The following is a 12,040-nucleotide window of genomic DNA, read 5'->3' as shown; positions in this document are numbered from 1 at the left end:
TATTAATAGCAATTGACACTCATTAATGCGGTTTATTATTTCACAAACAAGCAATATTAACTACTTATACGATAGCGGCTTTGTAAGAGCTCTTCCCTTTACAAAATAATCGGCAAACACTTAACACAATGAACGTATTAACGACAGGCTTGCTCTATCACTATCTGCTCACTGGTTTTACCAAAACGGCGCTGCCGCTGAGCGAACTCTGTTACCATTGCTGCCAGCTCATCGGCTGCAAAATTCGGCCATAATGTCTGGGTAAAAAATAGCTCGGCATAGGCTGACTGCCACAATAAAAAGTTAGAGATTCGGTACTCACCGCCCGTGCGTATCAGCATATCTACTGCTGGTGCATCTGCTAATTGCACATAGTTACCGAGCAATTCTTTATTAATATCATCAGCACGTAACTGACCAGCCTCTACTTGCTGCGCCAGCTGTTTTGCTGCATGGGCAATATCCCATTGCCCACCATAACTGATAGCGATGACCAGAGTCATGGCTTCAAAGTCTGCTGTTTTTGCTTCAGCGTCCGCCATTAATGCTTGCAAATCATCACTCAGCTGACTGCGGTCACCAATAAAACGCAGACGAATACGATACTCATTCATGCGTGGTATTTGCTCATGAATGGTTGAGGTTAACAGTTGCATGAGTAGCGCCACCTCACTGGGCGGGCGTTGCCAATTCTCACTAGAAAATGCAAATACCGTTAATACTTCGATACCCGTATTAACGCAATACTCGACGATAGGATCGAGTGCATCTTTGCCAGCCACATGCCCTTGGCCTTTGCCCAAATCATTGGCTTTACCATAACGATTATTGCCATCCATGATGATAGCGATATGGCGTGGAAGAAGATCAGGAGCCAAAACGGCTGAAGTGGACATAGGCGAAAGTGCTTATTGTTAAGGTAAAATAATAATAACGGGTGCGATAGCGATTAGAAAGCATCATAACCACAATTCACAAACTTATCATAAACCCGTCTATAGGCGTTATTTAGTTTGCAAGATAGCGCTTATAAAATACAGACCGTATCCGATTAATATAACATTGACACTATTATCGGTACCATCTACACAATAATAAGCAGCCAATAGTACTGACAGATTGGCTGCTTATTATAAGGATATGACGTAACGGTTTTTTGTCTTACACGATCAAAAAACCAGTGTTTTAAACGTCCATCAAATCGGTTTCTTTTTTGCTCAAACGACTATCAATCGTCTCGATATACTTGTCAGTGATTTTTTGAATCTCGTCACTGGCACGGCGTTCGTCGTCTTCTGAGATCTCTTTTTCTTTTGCCAATTCTTTGATGTCATTCATCATATCACGGCGAATATTACGGATAGAAACACGGCTACTTTCTGCTTCTCCACGCGCAAGTTTTTGCATGTCACGACGTGTTTCTTCTGTCAATGCAGGCATCGGCACACGAATCACATCAGCAGTCACTGGGTTGAGACCCAAATCTGCTTCGCGAATGGCTTTGTCAATCGCTTGTACCATGGTACGGTCAAACGGCTGAACCATCAGCGTACGTGAGTCTTCAACGTTGACACTAGCCACTTGGTTAAGCGGGGTATCAGAGCCATAATAGCTGACCATCACACCTGATAGCATACCTGGATGCGCACGACCTGTACGGACTTTACTAAAGGTGCTTTCAAGCGCTTCCAAGGTTTTTTGCATACGCGCTTCGCCGTCTTGCTTAATCTCTTTGATCATTAGATATCCTTATTTATCGCTGTCGATAAATCATTCATTTGTTAGTAAATATACGGGTGTTCACTACTAATTATTAACGACTGGCAGTTGTTAGCAACTGGCCTAATTTTAATGACTGGCATTCTCATATTAATATTCAGGGTATTCAGGCAAATCAGTGATAAACGCGTGTGCCTTCATTTTCGCCCATGATGACGTTTAATAACGCATTAGGCTTGGTCATATCAAACACTTGTAGCGGCACGTTGTGCTCACGGCATAAGGCAATGGCGGTTAAATCCATAACGCCAAGCTTTTGCTCTAACACTTCATCAAAGGTCAAACCGTCGTACTTGACCGCGTCGTCATGTAAGCTTGGGTCTTTGTCATAAACGCCATCAACTTTGGTGGCTTTTAGAATTAAGCCCGCTTCGATTTCGATACCACGTAAGCAAGCAGCCGTATCGGTGGTAAAGAAAGGATTGCCCGTACCAGCAACAAAGATACATACTTCGCCATTTTTGAGATAGCGAATGGCATTGCGACTGCTATAGCTTTCGGTCACCTCGCCTATCGGCAAGGCTGACATCAAGCGGGTTTTGATATTACGGCGCTCAAGCGCATCACGCATGGCAAGACCGTTCATGACCGTTGCCAGCATACCCATCTGATCGCCTGTGACGCGGCCGACTAGGCCTTCTTGTTGCAACTGCGCGCCGCGATATAAGTTACCGCCGCCGACCACGATACCCACTTGAACGCCAAGACCGCGTAAATGGGCGATAGACAAGCTCATCTTATCGAGCACTTCGGTATCAATCCCCATCTCTTTGCCACCAGCTAAGGCTTCACCAGAGAGTTTCAACAAGATACGAGAGTAACGCGGGTTTTTGTCAGACATGAGGTCACCTTGTTAGCATTAAATTATAATTAAAATGATCGGTAAAACACAAATAGAGTTTGCCTTCGAATTTACCCGAAGTGTCATCACCGAGGTGCTATAAGAAACACCGCAACTAATGACAAACGTGTAAAAAGGCTAAATTGCGCTAATTGTAGCAAAAACTGCCCGCGATTGGGCAATTTTCATGCGCCTATTACAGTGACTGCTTAGCCTTTGTAACTGGCAAACAAATCATACTCGCTAGCGTCGTCAATAGTGACCGTTAAGAATTGCCCGACTTTAACTTGAGTGGTAATCTCATCAACGTAGACGTGACCGTCAATCTCTGGTGCGTCAGCGTAGCTACGGCAAATCGCAATGCCCTCTTCACTATCGATTTCATCGACCAATACCATCAAAGTTTTACCAACTTTCTCTTGTAGCTTTTGCGCTGAGATGTCTTGTTGTAGCGTCATCAAACGCTCATAGCGCTCTTGCTTAATCTCTTCTGGCACATGATTTGGCAGATCATTAGCCACTGCACCTTCGACTTCTGAATAGGTAAACGCACCAACACGATCAAGGCGAGCTTCTACTAACCAATCAAGCAAGCATTGGAAATCTTCTTCGGTCTCACCAGGGAAGCCCACAACGAAGGTTGAACGAATAACGATATCAGGGCAAATCTCACGCCACGCTTTAATACGCGCTAAGGTGTTTTCGCTATGCGCTGGGCGTTTCATCGCTTTTAGGATGCGATGGCTGGCATGTTGAAACGGAATGTCGAGATAAGGCAATAGCTTCTTCTCGCCCATTAGCTCAACCACTTTATCGACATGCGGATACGGATAGACATAATGCAAGCGCACCCAAATGCCTAAGTCATTTAAGGCTTGGCACAAGTCATAAAACTTCGACTTCAGCGGCATACCGTTCCAAAAACTGGTCTTATACTTTAAGTCCAGTCCATAAGCAGAAGTATCTTGCGAGATAATAAGCAGTTCTTTCACGCCAGCATTTTTCAGTGCCAGCGCTTCATTCATCACACTGTCAATCGGACGTGAAACCAAGTCTCCACGTAAGCTTGGAATGATGCAAAAAGTACAACGATGGTTGCAACCTTCTGATATTTTTAGATAAGCATAATGGCTTGGGGTCAATTTGATACCCGCCTCATTAATCAAATCTATTTTTGGATCATAGTTGGCGTCCAGACTGCGGTTGGGTCTAGGTACATGCTGCGCCACCGCCGTGATCACTTCGTCATACGCATGCGCGCCAGTCACGGCTAACACGGCTGGATGCATTTCACGGATTTTGTCCGCTTCTTTGCCCAAGCAACCTGTGACGATCACTTTACCGTTTTTGCTAATCGCTTCGCCGATGGCATCAAGCGACTCTTGTACCGCGGATTCAATAAAACCGCAGGTATTGACCACGACTAGGTCTGCGCCCTCATAATCACTGGCGACCTGATAACCATCACGGCTGAGTTCCGTGATAATGCGCTCACTATCTACCAGCGCTTTTGGGCAACCTAGTGACACAAACCCAATCTTTGGTGCTGAGTTCACTGGCGCATTAATAGTCGCTAACGTTGCATCGCTGCTTTGCTCAATGCTGCGGTTTTGATTGTGATTGGCTTTATGATGGTAAGGTTGGGCAGTGTTTACTTGACTGACATCTGCCTGATTATCTTGCGCTATATTTGGATTGGCAGGATTAAAAACGGTGGCAGTGTCTTTTAACATAGAATCTGTTGGCGTAGAAGTTGACGGTGAGGTAGTAACAGTCGTATTAACCGACTCGGTAGAAGTGTTGGGCATGGCTGACCTTGCTAGAGATAAATTGGCTATGCGCATTGTACGTTTTTTTTGCAAAAATCGCCAGTTTTGCCTCTCTATAGTGTTGATTTATGGTTAAATATTATATCGCATATTCTTTTATTCTAGGCAATAGCCATGACAACCCATTTGATACCTACAAAACCAACACCTGACTTAGCATTTATGTCACAGCATTTGTTCACAGCTATTTTATGGATCAATGATGACTTATCTATCACTTGGCTAAATGCCCAAGCCGAACAACTCCTCGCTATTAGCAGTGGCCGCTTACTGGGTCAGTCTATATTGACACTGCTTGCATCCGAAGAATTGAAATCAGCCGATAGCAAGCATTACAGTGATAACAATATAACTGTCGATAAAAGTAGTGGTGCAGACATCCATGAACAAACTTGCTCTTTGAAGGAAAGATTTCAGCAAGCAAAGCAATATCAACAACCCTTTATCGATCATGATCACCTTATCAACACACCACTGAATGGTAATTTATTATTCTCAGTCGATTATAGCGTGACCCCTGTCATTTATGAGCAGCAACCTTATTTTATTATTGAGATGTGGGGCAAGGATCGCCAAAGTCGCATCTCAGAAGAGCAACGCCAGCAGCAACAATATAATGTTGCCCGTCATATGCTACGCTCGGTTGCTCACGAAATTAAAAATCCGCTTGCTGGTATCCGCGGTGCTGCACAATTATTACAGCGAAAATTTATCAAATTCAGTGACACGGCTACTTCTAACTATCAACCTTCTGCTGTTACCGCCTATCCAAACTCTATATTAAATAATGATCAAAACCTACAAAAAACCGCTGTAAAACTGCGTAATTATACCGATATCATCATCTCAGAGACGGACCGTCTAACCCATCTTATCGGGAAATTCCTTGGCTCCAATCAATTACCAAATTGGCAAACGCTAAATATCCATGAGCCACTGGAGCATGTTTTATCTTTGGTCGTTAATCAATATCCACAAGTGACCCTACAGCGCGATTATGATTTGTCATTGCCCGAGTTATGCGCGGATAAAGATCAGCTGATACAGGTATTTTTAAATTTGATTAATAATGCCTGTGAATCGATGACGGAGTTTGAGCAAACGCTGCAGCAAAGAGAGTTGTCCGAGCCTAAAGCGCGACAACCTGTCACCTCACAAACGAGCAATAATGACAGCACCAGTTATAAGCCTACGCTGCATATTCAAACCCGAATTGCTTTTCAACATACCATTGCTGGGCAACAGCACAAGCAAGTCCTCCAAATCAACATTACCGATAACGGCTCAGGCATCGATCCTGCACTAATCGGGCAAATATTTTTCCCGATGGTGACCAGCCGTGCCGCAGGGACGGGGCTAGGATTGTCTATCGTGCAAGATATCATCAGTCATCACCGTGGTATGATTGATGTGAGTTCTCAGCAATCAAAAAGCCTGAACGACAGCCTTAAAAATGACCATAACCATCAACACACCAGTTTTACGCTGTACTTGCCTTTCAATCAGCCAGCGCCCAATACTTAAAAACCTTGAACCAACCTATGAAACAATAACCCTGAATCACTTGCTTATTAGGCCTGATAAATGACTGCATATAATGACAAAGCCACACCTAACAGCGACAATCAAGGCTCTGCCCAAACATCAGATAATCCAGCTATACGAGAATCTGATAACCACGCTATAAAAGTCACGGTCAATAATGCGCCTGAGGATAACCCTGCAACTTTATGGCTCATCGATGACGATGCAGCATTGCGCTTGGTGTTGGCAGATACTTTTGAGGATGCAGGTCTCAACGTTATCAGCTTTACCCAAGCGCAAGCAGCGTGGACACGTCTCAACGATATTTTACAACAGCAGGAATCAGCCGCTCAGTTGCCCGATGTGATATTGACCGATATTCGTATGCCCATGATGGATGGTTTGTCTTTTAGCGATTGGGTACATGAGCACTTCCCTAAGCTGCCCATTGTCATTATGACGGCGCATTCCGACCTCACTTCTGCTATTAATAGCTATCAAACAGGTGCTTTTGAATACCTGCCAAAACCTTTTGACTTGGATGATGCAGTCGTAACGATTTATAAAGCCATTAATTATCAGCCCAATATGGCGGTAGCAAACTCTACTCCTGAACCTGCTCCGAAGACCATCACTACAAATCCATCAAATATTTTACCCAATATGCAGGTAAAACCCGATACCGATACCAGACCCAAGCTTGCTAGCAAGGCTACTCTGGTCAGCAAAACCAATAAAACATCCAACCATAAAACCAACGTTAAACCTGCCATCAGCGCCAATGACAATCCCAGCGGCATCATTGGGCAATCACAAGCGATGCAGACGGTGTTTCGTGCCATTGGCAGATTGGCACACTCACCCATTACCGTCTTGATTACTGGTGAATCAGGAACTGGTAAAGAATTGGTCGCCAGTGCTTTGCACCAGCATTCACCGCGTCACCAGCAACCTTTTATTGCCCTCAATATGGCCGCCATTCCACATGATTTGATTGAATCTGAATTATTTGGTCATGAAAAAGGAGCATTTACTGGTGCGACGACGACGCGACAAGGGCGTTTTGAGCAAGCGGATGGTGGGACATTGTTTTTAGATGAAATTGGCGATATGCCTTATAGCACCCAAACTCGGCTGCTACGAGTACTGGCCAATGGTGAGTTTTTTCGCGTAGGTGGACAGCAGCCGGTCAAAGTGAATGTACGCATCATTGCCGCTACCCATCAAAACTTAGAAGAACTGGTCAAACAAGGCAAATTTCGTGAAGATCTGTTTTATCGCCTTAACGTTATTCGTTTGCCGTTACCACCATTACGGACACGACCTGAAGACATTCCAGCATTAGCCAACTACTTTATGCAGCGCGCGGCTGAGCAGATGAATAGTGCAGAGAAACAGCTACATCCGACGGCGCTACATATCATGCAGGCTTTTGAGTGGCGTGGTAATGTCCGTCAACTAGAGAATGTCTGCCTTTGGTTGACCGTGATGGCCACAGGCGACACAGTGATGGTTGATGACTTGCCACCAGAGCTACTTGCTAATCTCTCATCTGATTTAGAAGCGTATCAAGAGCAAAGTCTACCCTCACAAGCTATGATTCAAAATGACCAAATACGCTCTCATTCCCATAGTTTAAGTTGGCAACAAGCATTGGCTGCTTGGGCTGAGCAATCTCTACAAACAGGAGAAACCGATATTTTGCAGACGGCAACCCCTGAGTTTGAACGCGTTTTATTGACAGCAGCGCTCAACCATAGTGGTGGCAAAAAGATAGCAGCCGCCAATTTACTCGGTTGGGGACGCAACACCCTAACACGCAAATTACAGCAATTAGATATTTCTTCAGAAGAAGGACAAAAGAATCATTATTAAAACTGCAAACCCATAAAATTAAATACCATTAATATCAATATCTTATAAAAATAAGTGAAAATAAATGATAAATATTTAAAAATAAATGCAAATAGGGGTTGCCAAACTTTTCAAACTCTATATAATAGCCAACCACTGAGACGCACTACCGAATCAGTTAACTATCTAGATAGCGTTTGAATTTAATCGCTTTTGATGATAGAGTAACGAAAATGGGGCTGTGGCGGAATTGGTAGACGCACCAGATTTAGGTTCTGGCGCCGCAAGGTGTGAGAGTTCGAGTCTCTCCAGCCCCACCATTTTCGGATAGTACATCTTAGACCAAATATTAAAGCCTGCTTTTTAGCAGGTTTTTTTTGTGTCTGTTCTTTTTGTATTTAGAGTTTGACGAATCTATATTTTCTGATTCATTTGTTTAGATTCATTACCTATCAATACTTTCTAAATCTAAAAGTATCTGCTCCATATTTTGATACCTTCTCTCCACCTGCTTTGCCAATGCTTTATCAATGATACCTTGATAGTGACTATATTCTAACGGTAATTTTGGAATAGGCTGCTGGCAGTGCTGAATGGCCCAATCTGTCATGGACTGATTACTTTGAGGGTCTATATTAAATGGTCGGTCAGCTACTAATATCTCAGTCATCATGATGCCAAACGCATAAATATCGCTTTGTACTGTTGCACTCTGTCCCTGCCAGCGCTCAGGGGCAAGATACGCTGGTGTACCAGCAGGACTTGCCAAACTAGGGGTGTTAAGACATTCTGCTAAGGCAAAATCGGTTAACCATAAATCAGCCTTGATACTGCTATCATCCGCATGATTTGGCAAAAAATCATCTAGCAAAATATTACTGGGTTTAATATCATTATGTAACCAACCAGCGCTATGTAGAGTGGCTATGCGGTGCGCAGACTGCACAAGAAAATGATGCTTTCGTGGAGCGGTCAATGACGAGTAATTTCGAGCGTTAAGCTGAGTTGCCAAACTACCATTCAGATAATATGGCATAGCAAATATTGTTAGCTGCGAAAACTGATCTAATACCTGTACCCTTAGAGTTTCATAAGCGAGCATTGGCGGAGCAATAGCAAAAAGACTGTCTTGAAATCTCTTTTGATTGGCTGATAAAGTATTGATAAATTTTAGAACATTAGCTTCATGATTTAAGCCAGCCAAATTTTGATTGGTAGCAGCCGTTAACTGCCATTTAATCATCACTCGACCAAACTGTGTATGCTGGGCACGCGTCAAGCCTTGGTAGTCATTCTCGTTATTGTTACTTTGCTGGCTGATGCGCTGATGTGATACCTCGCTATAATTCAAGCTTGAGAATAACGTAGTCAATGTTGGCAAAATTTTCTGAGCTTGCGTTTGTAATACTTGTTTCAAAAACGCTCGTTCTGTACCTGTGTGTTTTGCACTCGCTTTTGCATTAGAGGAATTACTGGCACTATGTTTCATGATAAAGTGATACCTCTATATAGCTAGGGCGTGTCCTCATTTTAAAAATGGTGATAAAAATGAGATAAATTGCCGTCAAACAAGGAAAGTAGCGCAAATTATATCGAGATATTGATAAGCTATTTGACGATGTTTGGCAAAATTTAGCCATTTTTAGCCCATTTAAAAGATATTCGATTGAATTGAGAACACGTCCTAGTATGCCGAACGTCATTTTAATTTTTATGAGCGACTGAGTATTATGCCCCAATCCACTAAGCCTGTTACGAATTACGCCCTGCCTGACCATTTATTGGATTTACTCGGACAGTATTTACAAGAGCAAGTCACGCCCACTATCGAGATTGATCCTGCTCAACTAGCCTATCGCTGGGTCGGTGGTCATAATGGACATTTAGAGCCATTGGCAGTTAACTTATTTTTAAGTTTAGACGACCTACATGGTATCGATATCCAAAAGGCAAAACTGGTACAAAACACGCGCCAGTTTCTAAAGGGCTATCCTGCCAATCATGTCTTAATGACAGGAACACGTGGTGCAGGCAAATCATCGCTGATTCGGGCATTGCTACAAGCCTATCATAGCGAAGGACTGCGCATTATTGAAATTGCCCGTGATGACCTGCGGGTGCTTGATAAGATACGCGCCGCCATTAATGCGCTACCAGCTGATTGTGGTTGTCACTATGTGGTGTACTGTGATGACTTAGCATTTAACGGTCAAGACGAGAGTTATCGGACGTTAAAAAGCGTATTGGACGGCTCGCTAGACTCGGAGCAAGACAAGTTATTGGTCTATGCAACCAGTAACCGCCGTCATCTGTTGCCTCAGCTAATGAAAGACAATGTCAATATTTATAACGGTCAAACCGATGAAGTCAATCCTTACGAAACCATTGATGAGACAGTATCGCTGTCTGATCGCTTTGGTTTATGGCTGTCATTTCATCCAATGGATCAAAACACCTATTTACACATCGTGCACCATTATTTATCACTTTCGCCAAACCCTAGTATAGATAATACAAATGACGTTAAAGCAAATGACGCTAAAGTAAATGATAGTACAGCAAGTGACCCTCAAAAAGTTGATGTCGAAACAACCAACAATACACTACCTGATAATATCAGAGCAGCAGCATTGCGCTGGGCATCAGAGCGCGGTGGACGTTCAGGACGAGTGGCGTATCAATTTAGCCGCTACTGGATAGGACAGACACGATTAGCAGCTGAAGACAGTCAGTCGTAAAACTTAATTAAAAGTTATTTTTATGACGGCGCTCAGCGCTTAACGACCGCGTGCAGACCCTAAATATTGTACGCGGCTACTCTTCGTACCGTCTTCCAAATCAACTGCACCATTTACCATATATTGGTCAAAATCGGCTGCCAGCCATAGATTGCCTTGATAGACACTTTGCGCATCTAAGCGAATATATGCCATATTTGGCGTTTCGCTATCTGGATTATCAAAGCCCTGATAACGAGCGCTAAAGTGGGTCAAAATGATGTTTTTCAGGTTCATTTTTTGCGCGAATGTACCCACCACATGAGCGCTGCTATGCATGGGGTCAAAGTCAGGGTTTCTGGCTTGAATAGCCATCATGACCTCGTGCGTATAAGTGGCCTCATGCACCAACAAATCCGCATCCATAACCGCTGTGCTCAAACAGTCTGGCGTATCATTGTCCCCTGCTACCACCACTTTTGTCCGCTGCGTCTTATTATTGACATAGTCTGCTGACTGCAAGTGCTGACCATCTTTAGTGATGACGTCTTCGCCTTGTTGTAGCTTGCCCCATAGTGCACTTGCTGGGATACCATCGACTGTCAATTTATCGGTGTTGAGCGTGCGACGGCTGATGGTTTGCGTGATACCGAATCCATGAGATGGCACACGATGTGATAAAGGATAGACGTCTATCATAAGCTGATGTTGATTATCCAAGTCGATTTTTACTTTACCCTTATTATCTTCTTGCGACAACAAATCCTCTATCGACGCAAAATTGAGAGTAAAAGGCAAATATAATTCAGTATGTAGGATAAAGGCATCAAGCAGCGCCGAGATGGCTTTTGGTGCAATGAGCGTCAGTGGCTCACGGCGACCTGACATCGCGGCACTCGCCAGCAGTCCTGGCAGGCCATAACAATGGTCGCCATGGACGTGCGTAATACAAATAGCCGTTAATTGACGTAAGGAGAGCTTGGTATGTAATAGTTGCTGCTGCGTGCCTTCACCGCAATCAATCAATAGCCATGGGCGCGATTTTTTATTTTGACTGCCTTGCTGTGACCCAGAAGTATGAGGATTCAAGCATTCGATCGCCAAGGCGGTCACATTACGTTGTTTGGTTGGCACACCTGCGGAGGTACCCAAAAAGGTTAGCTTTAACATAGACAAACTCTTTTAGCTAATTCCTTATTTTCTATGACGACTGACATAGCATGGTTCTTTGACCTTCAATCATTTTCCCGCCATTGGCCGTACATTCACTGACCATATTAGACTCATAAGATTTCCAGCCGCCATAAAAGCTGGCAATGCATAGAATCACTACGAGCAATTTTTGTGACCATGCTTTAATGGATACTTGCTGGCTATGCACATTACCGTCAGCAGCAATACCAGTATCGGTATTTTTGTTATTTGATTTATTCAGCTCTGTCATTTTTTATCCTAAAAAAGGTTTTGTCTATAAATAAACAAAACCTTTCGTTTTA

General features: G+C 43.5%; 10 protein-coding genes and 1 tRNA gene. 4 read left to right on the top strand and 7 right to left on the bottom strand.

Features of this window, described 5'->3' with window-relative positions; genetic code table 11:
* Positions 1-137 precede the first annotated feature (137 nt).
* From uppS to rimO, 4 genes are all read right to left on the bottom strand, one after another.
* Positions 138-896 (bottom strand): polyprenyl diphosphate synthase, encoded by a 759-nt coding sequence (uppS, locus tag JFC10_RS10655; RefSeq protein WP_193013009.1) that lies wholly within the window; start codon positions 894-896, stop codon positions 138-140.
* A gap of 289 nt (positions 897-1,185) precedes the next feature.
* On the bottom strand, positions 1,186-1,740 hold the full coding sequence (frr, locus tag JFC10_RS10650; protein ID WP_193013010.1) for a ribosome recycling factor: 555 nt from the start codon (positions 1,738-1,740) through the stop codon (positions 1,186-1,188).
* 154 nt (positions 1,741-1,894) lie between these two features.
* Positions 1,895-2,620 carry a UMP kinase gene (gene pyrH / locus JFC10_RS10645; RefSeq protein ID WP_193013011.1) on the bottom strand — a complete coding sequence of 242 codons (726 nt, stop codon included), beginning with the start codon at positions 2,618-2,620 and terminating at the stop codon, positions 1,895-1,897.
* A gap of 209 nt (positions 2,621-2,829) precedes the next feature.
* Entirely contained in the window at positions 2,830-4,428 is a 1,599-nt protein-coding gene (rimO, locus tag JFC10_RS10640) for a 30S ribosomal protein S12 methylthiotransferase RimO (protein ID WP_198332797.1), read from the bottom strand.
* A gap of 135 nt (positions 4,429-4,563) precedes the next feature.
* On the opposite strand from rimO, the gene JFC10_RS10635 reads away from it, so the two are divergent.
* The 3 genes from JFC10_RS10635 (at position 4,564) to JFC10_RS10625 (ending at position 8,147) form a co-directional block, all read left to right on the top strand.
* Positions 4,564-5,973, top strand: a complete 1,410-nt coding sequence (locus JFC10_RS10635) for a two-component system sensor histidine kinase NtrB (protein WP_198332796.1) — start codon at positions 4,564-4,566, stop codon at positions 5,971-5,973.
* Positions 5,974-6,033: 60 nt separating this feature from the next.
* Complete coding sequence (locus JFC10_RS10630) at positions 6,034-7,848, top strand: sigma 54-interacting transcriptional regulator (protein WP_198332795.1); 1,815 nt, start codon at positions 6,034-6,036, stop codon at positions 7,846-7,848.
* A gap of 214 nt (positions 7,849-8,062) precedes the next feature.
* A tRNA-Leu gene (locus tag JFC10_RS10625) sits at positions 8,063-8,147 on the top strand.
* Between the two features lie 125 nt (positions 8,148-8,272).
* Here the strand turns inward: JFC10_RS10625 and JFC10_RS10620 are convergent.
* Positions 8,273-9,316, bottom strand: coding sequence for a protein kinase domain-containing protein (locus JFC10_RS10620; protein WP_198332794.1), 1,044 nt, complete (start codon positions 9,314-9,316; stop codon positions 8,273-8,275).
* Positions 9,317-9,557: 241 nt separating this feature from the next.
* Between JFC10_RS10620 and JFC10_RS10615 the strand changes: the two genes are divergently transcribed.
* Complete coding sequence (locus tag JFC10_RS10615; RefSeq protein ID WP_198332793.1) at positions 9,558-10,565, top strand: ATP-binding protein; 1,008 nt, start codon at positions 9,558-9,560, stop codon at positions 10,563-10,565.
* Between the two features lie 39 nt (positions 10,566-10,604).
* On the opposite strand, the gene JFC10_RS10610 is transcribed toward JFC10_RS10615, so the two are convergent.
* Together JFC10_RS10610 and JFC10_RS10605 are read right to left on the bottom strand one after the other, a co-directional pair.
* Positions 10,605-11,714 (bottom strand): ribonuclease Z, encoded by a 1,110-nt coding sequence (locus tag JFC10_RS10610; protein WP_198332792.1) that lies wholly within the window; start codon positions 11,712-11,714, stop codon positions 10,605-10,607.
* A 31-nt stretch (positions 11,715-11,745) separates the two neighbouring features.
* Entirely contained in the window at positions 11,746-11,988 is a 243-nt protein-coding gene (locus tag JFC10_RS10605) for a hypothetical protein (protein WP_193013020.1), read from the bottom strand.
* Between the last annotated feature and the right edge of the window lie 52 nt (positions 11,989-12,040).

This window comes from Psychrobacter aquimaris, assembly GCF_016107525.1.
Taxonomy (GTDB): Bacteria; Pseudomonadota; Gammaproteobacteria; order Pseudomonadales; family Moraxellaceae; genus Psychrobacter; species Psychrobacter aquimaris.
This window is presented reverse-complemented; position numbering and strand designations above follow the sequence as displayed.

What these genes read in the sequence shown, in the direction of transcription:
- uppS (WP_193013009.1), bottom strand. Translation starts at nt 896, where the DNA reads ATGTCCACTTCAGCCGTTTTGGCTCCTGATCTTCTTCCACGCCATATC.
- frr (WP_193013010.1), bottom strand. Translation starts at nt 1,740, where the DNA reads ATGATCAAAGAGATTAAGCAAGACGGCGAAGCGCGTATGCAAAAAACC.
- pyrH (WP_193013011.1), bottom strand. Translation starts at nt 2,620, where the DNA reads ATGTCTGACAAAAACCCGCGTTACTCTCGTATCTTGTTGAAACTCTCT.
- rimO (WP_198332797.1), bottom strand. Translation starts at nt 4,428, where the DNA reads ATGCCCAACACTTCTACCGAGTCGGTTAATACGACTGTTACTACCTCA.
- JFC10_RS10635 (WP_198332796.1), top strand. Translation starts at nt 4,564, where the DNA reads ATGACAACCCATTTGATACCTACAAAACCAACACCTGACTTAGCATTT.
- JFC10_RS10630 (WP_198332795.1), top strand. Translation starts at nt 6,034, where the DNA reads ATGACTGCATATAATGACAAAGCCACACCTAACAGCGACAATCAAGGC.
- JFC10_RS10620 (WP_198332794.1), bottom strand. Translation starts at nt 9,316, where the DNA reads ATGAAACATAGTGCCAGTAATTCCTCTAATGCAAAAGCGAGTGCAAAA.
- JFC10_RS10615 (WP_198332793.1), top strand. Translation starts at nt 9,558, where the DNA reads ATGCCCCAATCCACTAAGCCTGTTACGAATTACGCCCTGCCTGACCAT.
- JFC10_RS10610 (WP_198332792.1), bottom strand. Translation starts at nt 11,714, where the DNA reads ATGTTAAAGCTAACCTTTTTGGGTACCTCCGCAGGTGTGCCAACCAAA.
- JFC10_RS10605 (WP_193013020.1), bottom strand. Translation starts at nt 11,988, where the DNA reads ATGACAGAGCTGAATAAATCAAATAACAAAAATACCGATACTGGTATT.